Genomic DNA, 16148 nt, shown 5'->3' with positions numbered 1-16148 from the left:
TCAGATGAACTCGGCGGTCTCGCCGCGCGGTTCTCCGGCCACCCCGAGCGCCTCGGCGAGCGTGAACGCCCGCGAAAACAGCGGCCGGCCGATGACGGCCCCCGAAACGCCGGGGACGTATTTCAGCCGGGCGATGTCGTCGAGACTGTGCACGAGGCCCGAGGCGATGACGGGCGTGCGCGCCCGCCCCGCCAGATCGGTCACCAGCGCGAGCGGCTCCTCGACGCCGTCTATATCGGCGGAGATATCCGTGACCATGATGGCGGCCAGCGGGTCGGCCGAAAACTGTGCGACGAAATCCTCTGGCGCGATCACGCTCTCTTCGCGCCAGCCGTTCGAGGTGACATGCCCGCTCCAGACGTCCACCGCGAGCACGACCGCGTCCGGGTGATACTTCGCGGCCTGTCTCACGAGATCGGGTCGTGTGACGGCGAGCGTGCCGACCACCACGCGGCCCGCACCGCGGTCCATCCAGTGCTCGATCCGCTCGAGCGACCGGATGCCGCCGCCCACCTGCACCGGAATACCCGCCGCCCGGATGATCTCCTCGATCAGATCCGCGTTGTCCGCCTCGCCCGTGACGGCGTCGAGATCGGTGACATGCAGCCATTCCGCCCCGTCGGCCGCGTAGTCGCGTGCTCTCGCCACCGGGTCCACATGCCAGATGTGCGGCTCCTCGAGCCGTCCGCGATGGAGGCTCACGCAGCGGCCCTGCTGCAATTCGATCGCGGGATACAGTCGCATCGGTCGTCCTCCCTGCGACGCGCCGGCAGGAGGCCGGCGCCTCGCCCCGATCAATGACGCATCACGCGCGGCTCGTCGGCACGGAAAACGACCTTGCCGCGCGCAGGATCGGCAGTTCCGGACGACAGCGCCCGGCGCAGCGTCGCCGCGCGGTCCGGAAGCAGACGGCCCTGCAGCCGGTCCAGTGCCTGCCCGAGCCGCGCCGCCCCCACCTCTGCGGCGTAGCGCAGCACGCCGCCCCGCGCTTCGGGAAAGCCCGCGCCATGCACGCTGGCCAGATCGAGCGCGGCGGCGTCGCCAGCCGCGCCGCTGCCCAGCAGATGCACCGCCTCGGCGATCTGCGCCAGAAGCAGCGCCTCGCGCAGATCGCCTGCGCCGCTATGCACCTCTGCCACGCCGGCGAAATGCGCCTCTTCGTGAATCAGATCCTCGATCAGCGGATCGATCACCGCGCCACCGCCGCCGGGATAGCGGTACCAGCCGACGCCAGCCGCCTTGCCCAGCCGCCCCTCGGCCAGCATCCGGGGCCGGATCGGCAGTTCGGGCGGGCCGTCGGCGCGCTGCGCGCGGGCGGCCGCGAGCGCCGGCAGCCCCGCGAGATCCTGGGCCTCGAGCGGCCCTGTGGCATAGCCGAACCCGGTCATCGCGGCGTCGAGCGTCCAGGGCTCCGCGCCCTCGATCAGCAGCCGGTCGGCCATGTCGTGCAAGGACAGCAGCAGCGACTCGGCGAGCGGTGCGCCCCTGGTCTCGAGCGTGATGCGGCCCAGCGCCCCGGCGAGCGCATACGCCGACGCCCGCGCCTCCTGCGCGGTCGCCGGGTGCGTGGCGACCTCGGCCAGCCGGGTGGCATGGGCGGGCGGCTGAAGCGTCAGCCCGACCAGCGCCGGCGGCTCTCCCAGCGCCTCCGCGAGCCGCGCGAGCCCGGCGCCGCCCAACGCGACGGCGATGGTCGCCCCTTCGGGCAGGCGCTGCATCACCGCAGCGATTTGCTCAACCACCCGCTCTGCCCCGGCTTCGGGCACGAGCGCCATGTCCGCGCGGGCCAGCGCATCATCTGCCCCTTCCACACGCCAGCGCGCACCCGGCTCGTCCGCGAGGAAGCGCCCCAGCATGTCGCGGGCGCGTGCCGCGTCGTGCGGATCGGGTTCATGGAGCGTCACGGCGAACCCCGCCGCAGCCAGCGCACCGGCGAGCGCGACCGCCGCGGGACCGCTGCCCAGCACCGCGGGACGTTCGGGCGGGGCTGCGCCCCGGGTGGCCTCGGCCGAGCGCGCCGCCGCCGCCTCAACGGCGCGTCGCAGATGCGCCGCCGCCGCGGCACGTCGCTCCGCCGTCGGGGGCGGCGCACCGAAGGGCTCTGCCGTGGTCTGCGTCACTCGAGGAAGCCGCGCCGCCGGATGAGCGCGAGCAATTCGTCGAGCGCCTGCGCCTCGGTCTTGCCGGAGGTGTCGAGTTCCGCCTCGGCGCGGGCGTAGAGCGGCTCGCGGCTTTGGAGCAGGGCGCGCAGCTGCGCCATGGCCTGCGGATTGCCGGCCATCGGCCGCTCGTCCCCCTGCGCGCGGACGCGCGCCATGTGCTCTTCGGGGGCTGCGCGCAGCCAGACCGTGTGGAAATGCGCGAGCAAACGGCTGTAGGTCTCCGTCTCGGCGACGATCCCCCCCGCGACGGCGAGGATCATCGCGTCATGCTCCCGGATCACCCGGTCCAGCGCCTCGGCCTCGAGATCGCGGTAGCCGTCCTGGCCGTAGAGCGCCATCACCTCGGCGATGGGCATCCCGGTCATCTCCTCGATCTCGCGGTTGAGTTCGACGAAGGGCAGGCCCAGATCGCGGCCGGCCTGCGCGCCGAGGGTCGATTTCCCGGCGCCGCGCAGCCCGATGAGCGCGATCCGGCGCGCGCGCAGGGCGCGGGGCGTCAGCACCTCGAGCGCACGGGCGCGGGTGGGCGCGTCCGCCTGGCGGTAGAGTTCGGCCACGCGCAGCGCCTCGGACGTCCAGGGATCCTCTTCGGCGACGAGCCATTCCAGCGGGTGGTCGAGCGCGGCGGCGACGCGATGCAGAAGCCCGATCGAGATGTTGCCCTCGCCCGCCTCGAGCTGGGCGAGGTAGCGCGGCGAGACGCCGGAGGCGTCCGAGAGCATGCGGCGCGGCAGGCCCTTCTGCTCGCGCGCGCGGCGCACCCGCTCGCCGACGCGCGCGATCAGCCGCGCGCTCGCCGCCTCGAGCTCTCCGTCGATCCTGCCAATCTCGCCCATGCCGGCCCCATGCGAACTATAGTGCATAACATTGGGGCAGGTTTCTCCTTCTGGCAACCGCCAGACGGCAAGAATGCACTATCCTGCGTCTTCGGGCCGCAGATGCGCCTCGACCACCGCGCGCAAATCCGCGGGCGGCCGCGCCTTGGTAAATTCGCTCGCTGTGACGAAGACGCTGGTGAACTGCCCCTCGAAGCAGAGGCGCCCGTCCTGATAGCCGTCGACGCGGAAGGTGATCGAGGTCTCGCCGAGCCGGCAGGGCCATGTGCGGCAGATCAGCCGGTGGCGCGGGGTGATGGGCGAGCGGAAGTCTATCGCCATTCGCACGAAGGGCGTGCCCAGGTTGCGATCCATGTTGAGCTGATACCAGCCCGTGCCGTCCAGCCGCGCCTCCCACCAGGCGTCTATGGCGTCCAGCGCCCAGAGCGGGATGCGGCCGGTATAGGCGATCTCGGCCGGGTCGCAATCGGCCCACCGCACCGCGATTTCATGCTCGAAGACATCCGCCTCCGCCCCTCGCTCCGCCTCGGGCTGGTCGCGCATCAATAGGTTTCCACATGGTAGCGTCCGTCCTGGCGCATCTCGTCCCGGATCGCGTCCCAGTCAAGCCCTGCCCCGCGGGCAATGTCGGCGAGCGCCTCGTTCACGCCGTCCTCCATCGCCTTGAGACCACAGATATAGATGTGGCCCTTGGGCTCCTGCATCAGCCGCAAGACCTCGTCGGCCTCTTCGCGCAGCTTGTCCTGCACGTAGTGCTTGGGCGCGCCCTCCTGCCGGGAGAAGGCGTAGTGCTTCTTCATGAAGCTTTCCGGCACCTTCTTGAGCGGGCCGAAATAGGGCAGCTCCTCGGGCCGGCGCGCGCCGAAGACGAGTGTGAGCGAGTCCTCCAGGTTCGGATGCTCGCGCTGGCGGCGCATGGTGAAGGCGCGGAAAGGGGCGGAGCCCGTGCCGGTGCAGATCATCATCAGATGCGCCTCGGGGTCCGACGGCAGAAGGAAGGTCGCGCCGAAGGGCCCCGTCACCTTGACCTTGTCGCCGGTCTTCAGGTCGCAGACGTAGTTCGAGCAGACGCCCTTCTCTTCCCGCTTCACGGTGAGGGCCACGTTGTTGTAGCCCGGCCGCTCGCCGTCGCGCGGCGACGAGATGGAGTAGAGCCGCGGCAGATGCGGCTTGCCCTCGGCATCCTCGCCCGGCGGTATGATCCCGATGGACTGCCCTTCGAGCACCGGCATCGGCTGGCCGCCGAAGTCGAGCACGATGTGCCGCACGTCCGAGTCGCTGTCCTCGGCCGTCAGGCGATAGTTGCCGCGCACCGTGGCCTCGGCCGGCTTGCCGAGGTTGTAGAGGTTCACCGTGGGCTTGGCCGCCGTCGCCGGCGCCCTGGGCTTGCCGCCCGTGCCGGCGTGCGCCTCGGCCAGCAGGGCCGCCATCGCCTCGTCCAGCGCCTCGATCCCGTCTTCGCCGGCGCCGCCGTCCACCTCGAGCTCTTCCTGCTCGGGCAGCTCCATCCACTCGTATTGTTCCTCGAGGCTGTAGGGCTCGAGCACCACGCGCCATTCGTCGATGGAGCCCGTGGGGCAGACCGGGATGCAGTCCATGCAGAAGTTGCACTTGTCGGCATCCACCACGACGTTGTCGTCGTTGTGCTCGATCGCCCCGATCGGGCAGGTCATCTCGCAGGTGTAGCAGCGGATGCAGATCTCGGGGTCGATCAGGTGCTGCTTGATCGGCTTGTTCATCGCTCGTCGCTCCAGGATGGGGCGGCTGCGGACCAGCGGCCCGCTGCAAGGTTGAGGCTTTTCGCTGTCTCAGGCGCGGGCGTCCCGGCCCAGCACGATCTCGGGCAGGGTCATCGCCTCGATCAGCGCGGGGCAGAGGCCGCGGCAGTCGCGGCAGCCCACGCAGGGCCCCTCCAGGTCGCCCATCTCGCGGGCGACGGCGGCGGTGCGGGGCGCCCATCCGGCCTTGCGGTCAATCTTCATCGCGCGTCTCCCTGTGAATGCCGCCGGGACGGCCTCCGGCCCCGGCGGCCAAGGCCGTCAGGCCATGTGCAGCTTCACATACTCGAAGTCGCCGGGCTTGTTGTCGATGCCCACCTTCGGCGGCGCGATCCAGCCGGCATACTGGCCGGGCTCGTAGACCGGCTTCATGAGCGACTGGATGAAGTCGCCGTCGGCATGGGTCGGCAGCCAGTCGTTGACCTTGGCGTCATACTCGGCGCCCGTGACGAAATTGCCCTCGGGGTCGATGAGCTGATTGGCGAAGACGCCGATCTTGCGGTTGAAGCCCTCGTGCGGGAGCTTGAGCTCGAACTGGACGCCGGCCTTCTCGATGATCTTGTTCCAGCGCTTGATGCCGCCCGCCGCGTCGCGGGTGTAGTCGTCGCGCAGCCGCATGTTGATCGCCGTGAGCGCGGGCGCCGCGATGCGCTTGATCTGGCCGTCTTCGATCGTCGTGACCTCGTAGGTGGCGTCCTGAAGCTTGTGATCGTCGTCGATCCGGCTTTCCATGTAACGGCCCTTGATGCCCGCGTTGAAGGCGTTGGCCGCGTTCGTGGACACCTCCTGCCCGAAGAGGTCGAGCGACAGCGTGTAGTGCAGGTTCAGCTTCTTCTGGATCGTGGGCAGGTCGATGACGCCCAGGCTGCGGATCCTGTCGATCTCGTAGGGATCCTCGATGCCGTTCTCCTTCATGACCTGGCAGGTGCGCTCGATGATGCGGCCCACGCCCGTCTCGCCGACGAACATGTGGTGCGCTTCCTCGGTCAGCATGAAGCGGCAGGTGCGCGACAGCGGGTCGAAGCCGGACTGCGCGAGGCTCTCCAGCTGCATCTTGCCGTCCCGGTCGGTGAAGTAGGTGAACATGAAGAAGGACAGCCAGTCCGGCGTCTCCTCGTTGAAGGCGCCCAGCATCCGCGGCGCTTCCTCCGAACCGGAAGAGCGGCGCAGCAGGTCGTCCGCCTCCTCCCGGCCGTCGCGGCCGAAGTACTTGTGCAGCAGGTAGACCATCGCCCAGAGGTGGCGGCCCTCCTCCACGTTCACCTGGAAGAGGTTGCGCATGTCATAGAGCGAGGGCGCGGTGAGCGCGAGGCTGCGCTGCTGCTCGACGCTCGCGGGCTCGGTATCGCCCTGGATGACGATCAGGCGCTTGAGCATGTTGCGGTATTCGCCGGGCACTTCCTGCCAGGCGGGCTCGCCCGCGTGCTCGCCGCACGGGATCGTGCGCCCCTCGACCTGCGGGGCGAGCAGCACGCCCCAGCGGTACTCGGGCATCTTGACGTAGTCGAACTTCGCCCAGCCCTTCGGATCCACGCTGACCGCGGTGCGGAGATAGACGAGGCTCTTCTGGAAGTTCTCCGGAATGAGGTCGTTCCACCAGTTGATGTAGCCCGGGTGCCACTTCTCGAGCGCCTTGAGCACCCGCTTGTCGGAGCTCAGCCCGACGTTGTTCGGGATCTGCGTGTCGTAGCTCACGTTGATGAGGTCGAGCATGGGGGTCTCCCTGTTGGTTCGGTGACGGTGCGTGCGAGCACGCACCCTACGGTTCATCCTTCCTTTCGGCCCGCGGCCGGTGCGCCGGGACGGCGCACCCTACGGGCGCGTCTCTCGCCGCCCATCGGAACCGGCGTAGGGTGCGTGCTCGCACGCACCTTCCTTCGCGCGGCGGGGTCACACGCGCTCCATGTCGTATTCGCCGCGCTGGCCGGAGCCGTAGCGCTTGAGCGCACCGGCCTCGCCCACGGCGTTGGGACGCTGGAAGATCCAGTTCTGCCAGGCGGTGAGCCGGCCGAAGATGCGGGTCTCCATCGTCTCGGGACCGGCGAAGCGCAGGTTGGCCTCCATGCCGGTCATCGCGTCGGGCGAGAAGCTCGCGCGCTCCTCCATGAAGATGCGCACCTCGTCTTCCCAGTCGATGTCGTCGAGGATGTAGGTGACGAGGCCAAGCTCCTCGGCCTCTTCCGCCTCCAGCGCCTCGCCCAAGTGTCCCTTCGCCGTCTCCACCGCCTCGGGGCTGCCGAGAAAGCGGGTCTCGAGCCGCGTGAGGTCGTTGCCCATCGGGTAGCGGCCGAAGTTGCCCTCGGTCAGCGTGACGGTCGCCATCGGCCGGTTGTCGCCCTCGAACTCGCCTTCCATCATGTAGGAGCGGTCGGCGGCCCAGAGCAGCTCCGCCAGGGGCCCGGCGAAGCAGGAGCCGTGCTCGACCAGCGCCGCAAGGCTGCGCGATGTCATGTCCACCCGCTTCAGCAGGCGCTTCCAGTATTGCAGCACCTCGTTGGCGAGCCAGTCGTCGGCATTGTCGAGCAGCAGTTTCTCGTGCGCCACGACGCGCTCCGGGTCGCCCTGCGTGCGCAGGATCAGCAGGCCCGCGGTGCGCTCGTTGAGGCGCAGGTGCAGGATCGCATCGTCGAGCTCGCGCGCGGCGCGCAGCATCCAGGCCTGCGCGCCCTGCGCATGGAAATCGGCCATCGCGCCGGGCGCATCCTCTTCCGGGCCCTTCACCGTGATCGTCGCGGTGCCTGCGTCGCGGTCCACCTCGACCTCGACGGTGGAATAGGTGACCGCGCCATCCTCGCCGAAGCTGCGCTCCAGCGGGGTGAGCTCGATGCCCTTCGCGCCCTCGCGCGGGCGTTCTGCCGCGATGGTGCGGGCGCGTTCCAGCACGGCGTCGTCGAATTTCGTGTTCGGCACCACCTCGTCCACGAGACGCCAGTCGAGCGCGCGCTTGCCCTTCACCCCCTCCTCGATCGAGCAGAAGACGTCGGCCAGGTCGCGGCGCACCTTGCGCTTGTCGGTAACGCGGGTGAGGCCCCCGGTGCCCGGCAGCACGGCGAGCAGCGGCACCTCGGGCAGCGCGACGTTCGAGGTGGAATCGTCGGTCAGCATGATGTGGTTGCAGGCCAGCGCCAGTTCATAGCCGCCGCCCGCGCAGGAGCCGCGGACGGCCGCGATCCAGGTCTGGCCCGATTCGGCCTCGGCCGCCTCGTAGGCGTTGCGCGTCTCGTTGGTGAACTTGCAGAAGTTGACCTTGTGCGCGTGTGAGGCGCCGCCCAGCATCCGGATGTTGGCGCCCGCGCAGAAGACGCCCGGCTTGCCCGACTTCATCACCACCGCCCGCACCTCGGGGTGCTCGAAGCGCATCCGCTGGACGATGTCGGCCAGTTCGATGTCGACGCCCAGATCATAGGAGTTGAGCTTGAGCTTGTAGCCGTCGAAGAGGCCGCCATCCTCGTCCACGTCCATCACGACCGTGGCGACCGGGCCGTCATACTCGACCCGCCAGTGGCGATACTTCGAGGGGTCGGTCTGAAAGTCGATCCGTTGGGTCACGCGCATCCTCCTCAGGTTGGCTTGCAGTATAGTGCGCGATCCACGCCCGGTAAACCGCCGGGATGCGCTATAATGCGAAAAAAGAGTCCCCGCAACTCAGCAATTTGGCCTCATCCATGCGACACAGGGGCGAACTATGCATTATCTTGCATATCCCGCACCGAATCTGCGCCACCGAACCGGGCGCGCGCCTCGTCGAGGCCGAGCCCCATCACCCGGCTTCGACCCGAGAGCGCAACCTCGTCCAGCAGTCCGGCCACCACACCCTCCAGCCGCGCGGCCGCACGATCGCGGCCCATGCGCCGCTTGAGGCGGGCGTTGGCGCACTGGATCGCGGCGCGGACCATCGAGCGCTCCGGCGCGTTGGGGGGCGCGGCCATCCATACGGGCTCTAGCACCTCGTGCGCCTCCCAGAAATAGCCCTCGTCGATCCAGCGCAGACCGGTGCGCCAGGCCTCGGTCTCGGCCAGCCGGTCGACCGGCACGCCCTCTGCCGTGTCGCGCACCGCATCGAAGAGCCCCTCGGGGTGGCGCGGACTGCGGCCCGGCACATAGGCGTGCGGAGGCCGCTCCACTCAGGCGGTCTCGGGCTCTGCCGCCTCGATCCGCTCCAGCCGGGCGCAGAACTCGGCCACCTCGGCCAGCACCGCCTCGGGCTGCTCCAGATGCGGGGCGTGCTTGCAGTCGTCGAGGATGAGCGTATCGACGGGCGAATAGGCGCGCGTCTCCAGCTCCTCGATCTGGGCGAGCGTGCCGTAGGGATCGTCGCGGCCCTGGATGGCGAGCGCCGGCACGCGCAGGTAGTCGATCACCTCGGCCACATTCCAGTCGCGGAACTTCGGGTCGAGCCAGGCGTCGTTCCAGCCGCGGAAGGTGGCCTCCGCGTCGCGGTGATACTTCGCCATCCGATCCTTCAGGTCGCCCTTGTCGAAGGCCTCCTTCGCGCGGGCGATCTCGGCAAGCCCCATGTCTTCGGTGAAGAAATGCGGCGCCATCAGGATCAGGCCGCGCACACGGAAGTCCTCGATCCCGCCGGCGTATTCCGCCGCGATGGTCGCGCCGTCGGAATGGCCCATCAGCACGCCGCGGCGGAAGCCCACGGCGTCGAGCACCTGCGGCAGCACCTCATGCGCCTCGCGCGTCATGTAGTCGAGCGGGCGCGGCAGGTCGGCCGGGTCCGACTGCCCGTAGCCCGCGCGGGAAAAGGCGATGACGCCCCAGCCCGTGCGCTGCGCCAGCTTTTCCGGGAAATCGCGCCAGAGCGCGAGGCACCCAAGCCCCTCGTGCAGCAGCACGATGGTCGGCGCCGCCTCCGGCCCCGTCCCCCAGCAGCGGTATTCGAGCTGCTTGCCGCCGGCTGTCAGATACGCCGTCTCGCGGCTCCATCCGGCCATCACGCCACCTCTCTGAGCTTGAAGCGCTGGATCTTGCCGGTGGCGGTCTTGGGAAGCTCTTCCACCACCTCGATCCAGCGGGGGTATTTCCACTTGCCGATGCGGGACTTCACGAAGTCCTTGAGCTCGGCGGCGAGCGTATCGGCGTCCTGGCCTGCCTTCGGCACGATGAAGGCCGCGGGCTTTTCCAGCCCGCTCTCGTCGCGGCGCGAGACGACCGCCGCCTCGAGCACGCCGGGATGCGCGATCAGCGCCTGCTCGACCTCGAAGGGCGACACCCAGATGCCCGAGACCTTGAACATGTCGTCGGTGCGCCCGCAGTAGATGTAGCGGCCGTCTTCGGTGAGTTCGTACTTGTCGCCGGTGCGCGTCCACTCGCCCTCGAAGGTGGTGCGCGACTTGCGGCGCTTGTTCCAGTAGCCGTCCGCGGCGGACTGCCCGCAGACCAGCAGCTCCCCGATCGCCCCAGGCGCGGTGATGTCGGCGCCATCCTCGTCCACCAGCCGCAGATCGTAGCCGGGCACGGCACGGCCCGAGGTGCCGTAGACCACGTCGCCCGGCGCGTTCGACAGGAAGATGTGCAGCATCTCGGTCGAGCCCACCCCGTCGAGGATGTCCACCCCGAAGAGCGCGCGCCAGCGCTTGCCGATCTCCTCGGGCAGCGCCTCGCCGGCAGAGATGCAGCGCCGCAGGTTGGCCTCGGGCGCGGCCCCCTGCCCCTCCAGATGCGCGACGGTCGCGGCATAGAGCGTGGGCACCCCGCAGAAGATCGTGGGCCTTTCGCGCTCGATGATGCCCACCGCGACCTCGGGCGTCGGCCGGCCGTTGAAAAGGAGCGTCGTGGCGCCCACCGACATCGGGAAGGAGACCGCGTTGCCCAGCCCGTAGGCGAAGAAGAACTTGGCGACCGAATAGACGGTGTCGTTCTCCTCGATCCCCAGCACCTCGCGCCCGTAGGTCTCTGCGGTGTAGCGCATCGAGCCGTGAACATGGCGCACGCCCTTGGGCTGGCCGGTGGAGCCCGAGGAATAGAGCCAGAAGGCGACCTCGTCGGCGTGGGCCTCGACCGCGGGCGCGGGCGCGGCGCCCTTCAGGAAGCTCTCCCAGGTCTCGATCTGCGCCGGGCCGTTCTCGATGGCAGGCGCCTCGCCGCCGATCACCACGATATGCCGCAGGTAGGGGTTGCCGGAGAGCGCGGGGCGAACCGCCTCGACCAGTTCGGCCGAGACGAAGAGCACCGAGGCGCGGCTGTCGCGCAGGATGACGTTGTAGACATCCGCGGCGAGAAGCGTGTTGAGCGGAATGGGGATGACGCCGGCCTTCATGCAGCCGAAGAAGACCTGCGGAAACTCGATCTGGTCCAGCACCAGAACCGCCGCGCGTTCCTCGCGCCGGTGGCCGGCCCGCGCCAGCGCGTCCGCGACTCGGCCCGATGCCTCCGCCAGCGCGCCATAGGTCAGCTCGCGCCCCGTGCCGAAGGCTTCGCGGAAGGCGGGCTTGTCGCTGCGCCCCTCCTCCACGTTGCGCTCGACGAACCAGAGCGCGGCGTTCTCGTTCTCGCTCATGTCGCGCGGCCCTCCCCTTGCCGTGCAGATGGCGTCACTTGCCGGTGAACTCGATCGCCCCCTCGGGCAGAAGGTAGAGGACATGCGCATCGCCGCCCTCGACCGTCGGATGGTGGTCCGTGCCCGGGCCGTAGACGTACCAGCCCTCGGGCCAGCCGTCGAACTTCGGCGCGCCGTCCAGCGACATGACCGCGCCGATCTCGCCGTTGGGGTGCAAGTGGTGCGGGCCCTTCACGTCCTTCATGCGCACCACGTCGACGCTGAAGCTGCCGGCCTCGGCACCGGGCTTGATCGCGCGGCCGAACTTGATGCCGCCCGCCTCGCGCGCCATCAGCCAGCCCTCGGCCTCGCCTTGCGCGCAGAGCGCCTTGAGGCGCGCGAAGGTCTCGCCATCGGCCGGGTAGGTCTCGTTCAGATAGGCCTGAAGGCTGTCGTCCACCGGCTTTCCGGCAATGTCGGCGGCGATCCCGCCCACGACCTCGGCGAATTCGGATTGGGACATGCGCATTTCCTCCCGAGTCGAACTTTGTGCGCTATCTTGCACAACCAGGCACCCGGACTCAAGGCTGACCGCCCACGTATGCAATTTAGTGCACAATTGGGCGCGATGATCACTGATATCGGGATGACCGGCGTCGTGTTCCGGGGGGTGATCAGGGGGCCCGCCCCGCCGGCCCCGTCCTGCACAGCGCGGGGAGGACGCCCGCCGCCTGGACGAAACGGGTCTTGCGCGGCCATCGAACGGACCGCGTTGCGCCTGACACGTTGATCTTCCGCATGCGCCTGCCGCATCCTGTCCGGGACCGGGATCCCTGGGCGGATCGCGGAAGAGCCGCTCAGGCGCGATGCGCCGCTGACCGAAGGATCCCGCATGGAGCACTTCCTGCTGCAAGCCTCGATCTACCTCGCCGCCGCGGTGATCGCGGTGCCGATCGCCGCGCGGCTGGGCTTCGGCTCGGTGCTGGGCTACCTCGCGGCCGGCATCGCCATCGGGCCGGTGCTGGGCCTCGTGGGCGCCGACACCGAGGAGTTGCAGCATTTCGCCGAGTTCGGCGTGGTGATGATGCTGTTCCTGATCGGGCTGGAACTGGAGCCGCGGGCGCTGTGGAACATGCGGCACAAGCTCGTGGGCCTCGGCGGGTTGCAGATCGGGGTGACCATGGCGCTCGTCACCGCGGCGGCGATGGCGATGGGCTTCGCCTGGCAGACGGGGCTCGCGCTGGGGATGATCTTCGCGCTCTCCTCGACCGCGATCGTGTTGCAGACCCTCTCCGAAAAGGGGCTGATCCAGACCGGCGGGGGCCGCTCGGCCTTTTCGGTGCTGCTCACGCAGGACATCGCCGTGATCCCGATGCTGGCGCTCTTGCCGCTGCTCGCGGTCCAGGCCGCGGCCGGACACGACGCCGCGCCTCACGCCGAGGGGGCGCATGGCGGGTCGATGTCTCTGGTCGAGGGGCTGCCCGGCTGGGGCGCGACGCTGGTGACGCTGGGCGCCGTCGCGGCGATCATCCTGACCGGGATCTACGCGACACGCCCGGTGTTCCGCTTCATCCACGCGGCACGCCTGCGCGAGATGTACACCGCGCTCGCGCTGCTGATCGTGGTGGGCATCGCCTTTCTTATGAACCTTGTGGGCCTCTCGCCCGCGCTGGGCGCCTTCCTGGCCGGCGTCGTCCTGGCGACCTCGGAGTTCAGGCACGAGCTCGAATCCGACATCGAGCCGTTCAAGGGCCTGCTGCTGGGCCTCTTTTTCATCACCGTGGGGGCGGGAATCAATTTCGACGTGCTCTTCGGCGCGCCCGTCCTCATCCTCGGCCTGACGCTGGGCCTCATCGCGCTGAAAGGGGCCGTGCTCTTCGTCCTGGGCAAGCTCTTCGGCCTGAAGGGGCGCGATCAGTGGCTCTTCACCCTGGGTCTCGCGCAGGCCGGCGAGTTCGGCTTCGTGCTCACCTCCTTCTCGGTGCAGACCAACGTCGTCTCGGCCGAACTGTCGCAGACGATCCTGCTCGTCGTCGCGCTCTCGATGCTGGTCACGCCGCTGCTCTTCCTGCTCTATGACGCGCTCGCCAAACGCATCGGCACGACGGCCGAGGCGCCGCCGGCCGACGAGATCGACGAGACCGGCCCCGTGATCATCGCCGGCATCGGCCGCTTCGGCCAGATCGTGAACCGGCTCGTGCAGTCCACCGGCTACCGGACGATCGTGCTCGACCACAACATGCAGACGATCCAGCTGATGCGGCGGTTCGGATTCAAGGGGTTCTTCGGCGACCCGACGCGTCCCGAGCTTCTGCACGCGGCCGGGCTGAAGGACGCGCGGGTGCTGGTGGTCGCGCTCGACGACCCGGACGCGGCGGTGCGGCTGGTGGCCTATGCGCGGCGGGAGCGGCCGGACCTGCACATCATCGCCCGCGCGCGGGACCGCACGCATGTCTACCGGCTGTTCCGGGCAGGCGCCAACGACATCGTGCGGGAGATGTTCGACAGCTCGCTGCGCGCCGGCCGCTACGTGCTGGAAAACATCGGGCTCACGGATTTCGAATCGGCCGAGGCAGAGCGGGCCTTTAAGCAGCACGACCGCAAGGCGGTGCGGGAACTGGCCCAGCTTTGGGATCCCGAGCGGCCCATCGCCGAGAACGAGGCCTATCTCGCCCGCGCGCGCGAACTCGAGCGCGACCTGGAGACGCAACTCACCGAGATCCTCGAGGGCACGCGGCAGGACGTCGCCTAGCAAGCGGGCATGTCCGGCACGCAGCCGCCCCGAGGAAAAAGGGGCCGCATCTCGCGGATGCAGCCCCAGCAGCGATCATGCGTGGCGCGCAGATCAGGCGGCGCGCGAAATCAGCATCTCGTCCACCTGCTTCGCGGCGGCGATCTCGTCGCTGCCCGAGACGGCCGCGACCTCGCGGGTCAGCCGCTCGAGCGCGGCCTCGTAGAGCTGGCGCTCGGAATAGCTCTGCTCGCGCTGATCGTCGGCGCGGTGCAGGTCGCGGACCACCTCGGCGATCGCGATCAGGTCGCCCGAGTTGATCTTCTGCTCGTATTCTTGGGCGCGGCGCGACCACATCGCGCGCTTGACCTTCGCCTTCCCCTTCAGCGTCGACATCGCCTTCGACACCACGTCCGGCGTCGAGAGCGAGCGCATGCCGATCTCCGTCGCCTTCGCCGTGGGCACCCGGAGCGTCATCTTGTCCTTCTCGAAGGAGATCACGAAGAGTTCCAGCTTGATGCCGGCGATCTCCTGCTCTTCGATCGAGACGATCCGGCCCACGCCATGCGCGGGGTACACCACGTATTCGTTCGGACGGAATTCGGTTTTCTTGGTCTTGCTCATGCGGTCCTTCCTCACTCGCCGCCCGGAACCCGGGCGACAAAAAGATCGGGCGGGAATACTCGCATACACCCGGTCCCGAACCCTCTAGATGCCGGCAAAAGCGCCCAGGCGGCAGCAGAGCCCCGGGCGTGACGCGCAACATTCATGTGAGGGATATATAACAGATCGCAGCCGAAATTTCCAGCCGCCACAAGGTGCGAACGGTGGAAACGTCGCGTTTTCATGGCCCTGCGCAGCGAAGCTGATCCCGCTTCCGCGCCACGCGCGGCACGGGCGACCGAATCGGGGGTCAGCCGCCCTCGCCGGGGGCCTCGGTGAAGTATTTCTCGAGCTTGCCGCTCTCGCCGTCCCGGTCGTCCGCCTCGGGCAGGGGATCCTTCTTGGTGATGATGACCGGCCACATCTCGGAGTACTTCCGGTTGAACTCCACCCACTTCTCCATGTCGGGCTCGGTGTCGGGGCGGATCGCGTCGGCGGGGCATTCCGGCTCGCACACGCCGCAGTCGATGCACTCGTCGGGGTGGATCACCAGCATGGTCTCGCCTTCGTAGAAGCAATCCACGGGGCAGACTTCGACGCAGTCGGTATACTTGCAGGCGATGCAGTTGTCGGTGACGACGTAGGTCATGGCGCGGTCCGCGATTGCTTCGACGGACCCGTAGCTAGTCCAGCGACCGGGATCATTCAAGCGCCCGCCCGCGCATCTGTTCCAGCGTCCGGCGGGCGCGTTTCGTGGGCCTGCCGCCCGGCTCCGCGACAGGGGCGCCGCCTTCCTTGGCGGAAGGCGGCTCCGGCGGCGCGAGATCGACGTAATGCGCCTGCGCCTCGGCCGCCGGGCCGCGCCGCGCGGGCAGTCCCGTCACCCGGATCACCCGCACCCGGCGGGCCTGCGCGAAGGTGAGCACGTCGCCCTCGCCGACAGCGGCGGCGGGCTTGGTGACGCGGGTTCCGTTGACGCGGCAGTTGCCGGCCGACACCTCGCGTGCGGCGAGGCTGCGCGTCTTGAAGAAGCGCGCCTGCCACAGCCATTTGTCGAGCCGCTGGGTGGGACCTCGTGCTACCGAGATGGAGTCCTCCAATGCATGATGTTGACGCAGTCAACGTTCGCACTGCAAAGCCTTTGGTACAGTTCGAAATCCTCGGTATACACGCGCACGCGATCTTGAACGAGTCGCGCACGGCATGAAAAGATTGCAGCGTCGGTGAGTCCGACTTTACAGTATACAGCCTCTTCCACAACGCGCTCGCTTGGGAGGTAAAGCTCCTCAAGAGACTTGGCGTAGGCCGCCAACGCCTCTGCGCCACCGTCGACATACTCTTGCTTGCCTGAGCCCAAATGATTGGATGCTTCAGTCAGAATATTCGGAAGGGAGATATGCCCTAGAGCGCCATTAACTTCAGCGAGCAAGCGGTCGTACATCGGCTTGTTATACTTACCAAAACGCCGTCCTGTTCCCACCTTGTCAGGCCGCAGGGTACCGCCGAGGAGTAAAACCAACGGGCCAGCATCGAGCATTACCCGCCGCACAG

17 protein-coding genes are annotated in these 16148 nt (G+C 68.6%); 1 reads left to right on the top strand and 16 read right to left on the bottom strand.

Features of this window, described 5'->3' with window-relative positions:
- The 12 genes from DRV85_RS14555 to DRV85_RS14505 form a co-directional block, all read right to left on the bottom strand.
- Positions 1-744: a 1-(5-phosphoribosyl)-5-[(5-phosphoribosylamino)methylideneamino]imidazole-4-carboxamide isomerase gene (locus tag DRV85_RS14555; RefSeq protein ID WP_113290206.1), complete on the bottom strand. Its 744-nt coding sequence runs from the start codon at positions 742-744 to the stop codon at positions 1-3.
- Between the two features lie 50 nt (positions 745-794).
- Positions 795-2120 carry a 3-hydroxyacyl-CoA dehydrogenase family protein gene (locus DRV85_RS14550; RefSeq protein ID WP_113290205.1) on the bottom strand — a complete coding sequence of 442 codons (1326 nt, stop codon included), beginning with the start codon at positions 2118-2120 and terminating at the stop codon, positions 795-797.
- Positions 2117-2998, bottom strand: coding sequence for a helix-turn-helix transcriptional regulator (locus DRV85_RS14545; protein WP_113290244.1), 882 nt, complete (start codon positions 2996-2998; stop codon positions 2117-2119). The genes DRV85_RS14550 and DRV85_RS14545 overlap by 4 nt, the downstream gene beginning before the upstream one ends.
- A 78-nt stretch (positions 2999-3076) precedes the next feature.
- Positions 3077-3541, bottom strand: coding sequence for an acyl-CoA thioesterase (locus DRV85_RS14540; protein WP_113290204.1), 465 nt, complete (start codon positions 3539-3541; stop codon positions 3077-3079).
- The gene (boxA, locus tag DRV85_RS14535; RefSeq protein WP_113290203.1) at positions 3541-4737 is read right to left on the bottom strand and encodes a benzoyl-CoA 2,3-epoxidase subunit BoxA; all 1197 of its coding nucleotides are present in this window, start codon (positions 4735-4737) and stop codon (positions 3541-3543) included. Before boxA ends, DRV85_RS14540 begins: the two co-directional genes overlap by 1 nt.
- A gap of 69 nt (positions 4738-4806) precedes the next feature.
- A complete protein-coding gene (locus DRV85_RS19420) occupies positions 4807-4980 on the bottom strand; it encodes a hypothetical protein (RefSeq protein ID WP_199525954.1) in 174 nt (57 codons plus the stop codon).
- Between the two features lie 57 nt (positions 4981-5037).
- Positions 5038-6489 carry a benzoyl-CoA 2,3-epoxidase subunit BoxB gene (gene boxB, locus DRV85_RS14530; protein ID WP_113290202.1) on the bottom strand — a complete coding sequence of 484 codons (1452 nt, stop codon included), beginning with the start codon at positions 6487-6489 and terminating at the stop codon, positions 5038-5040.
- 177 nt (positions 6490-6666) lie between these two features.
- Positions 6667-8325 (bottom strand): 2,3-epoxybenzoyl-CoA dihydrolase, encoded by a 1659-nt coding sequence (gene boxC, locus DRV85_RS14525; protein ID WP_199525952.1) that lies wholly within the window; start codon positions 8323-8325, stop codon positions 6667-6669.
- A 134-nt stretch (positions 8326-8459) separates the two neighbouring features.
- Positions 8460-8900: a DUF309 domain-containing protein gene (locus DRV85_RS14520; protein WP_113290200.1), complete on the bottom strand. Its 441-nt coding sequence runs from the start codon at positions 8898-8900 to the stop codon at positions 8460-8462.
- Positions 8901-9719 (bottom strand): alpha/beta fold hydrolase, encoded by an 819-nt coding sequence (locus DRV85_RS14515; protein ID WP_113290199.1) that lies wholly within the window; start codon positions 9717-9719, stop codon positions 8901-8903.
- Complete coding sequence (locus DRV85_RS14510) at positions 9719-11284, bottom strand: benzoate-CoA ligase family protein (RefSeq protein WP_113290198.1); 1566 nt, start codon at positions 11282-11284, stop codon at positions 9719-9721. Before DRV85_RS14510 ends, DRV85_RS14515 begins: the two co-directional genes overlap by 1 nt.
- Positions 11285-11318: 34 nt before the next feature.
- The gene (locus DRV85_RS14505) at positions 11319-11786 is read right to left on the bottom strand and encodes a 4-hydroxylaminobenzoate lyase (protein WP_113290197.1); all 468 of its coding nucleotides are present in this window, start codon (positions 11784-11786) and stop codon (positions 11319-11321) included.
- Between the two features lie 369 nt (positions 11787-12155).
- Between DRV85_RS14505 and DRV85_RS14500 the strand changes: the two genes are divergently transcribed.
- The gene (locus DRV85_RS14500) at positions 12156-14015 is read left to right on the top strand and encodes a monovalent cation:proton antiporter-2 (CPA2) family protein (RefSeq protein WP_113290196.1); all 1860 of its coding nucleotides are present in this window, start codon (positions 12156-12158) and stop codon (positions 14013-14015) included.
- Positions 14016-14108: 93 nt separating this feature from the next.
- On the opposite strand, the gene DRV85_RS14495 is transcribed toward DRV85_RS14500, so the two are convergent.
- The 4 genes from DRV85_RS14495 to DRV85_RS19560 all read right to left on the bottom strand — a co-directional run bounded on the left by DRV85_RS14495 (position 14109) and on the right by DRV85_RS19560 (position 16134).
- Positions 14109-14618: a CarD family transcriptional regulator gene (locus tag DRV85_RS14495; RefSeq protein ID WP_113290195.1), complete on the bottom strand. Its 510-nt coding sequence runs from the start codon at positions 14616-14618 to the stop codon at positions 14109-14111.
- A 289-nt stretch (positions 14619-14907) separates the two neighbouring features.
- A complete protein-coding gene (fdxA, locus tag DRV85_RS14490; protein WP_113290194.1) occupies positions 14908-15246 on the bottom strand; it encodes a ferredoxin FdxA in 339 nt (112 codons plus the stop codon).
- 52 nt (positions 15247-15298) lie between these two features.
- Positions 15299-15697 (bottom strand): RNA-binding S4 domain-containing protein, encoded by a 399-nt coding sequence (locus DRV85_RS14485; RefSeq protein ID WP_233495529.1) that lies wholly within the window; start codon positions 15695-15697, stop codon positions 15299-15301.
- A complete protein-coding gene (locus DRV85_RS19560; RefSeq protein ID WP_147238859.1) occupies positions 15676-16134 on the bottom strand; it encodes a PIN domain-containing protein in 459 nt (152 codons plus the stop codon). The genes DRV85_RS14485 and DRV85_RS19560 overlap by 22 nt, the downstream gene beginning before the upstream one ends.
- Positions 16135-16148: the final 14 nt, after the last annotated feature.

Source organism: Rhodosalinus halophilus (assembly GCF_003298775.1).
GTDB classification, from domain to species: Bacteria; Pseudomonadota; Alphaproteobacteria; order Rhodobacterales; family Rhodobacteraceae; genus Rhodosalinus; species Rhodosalinus halophilus.
This window is presented reverse-complemented; position numbering and strand designations above follow the sequence as displayed.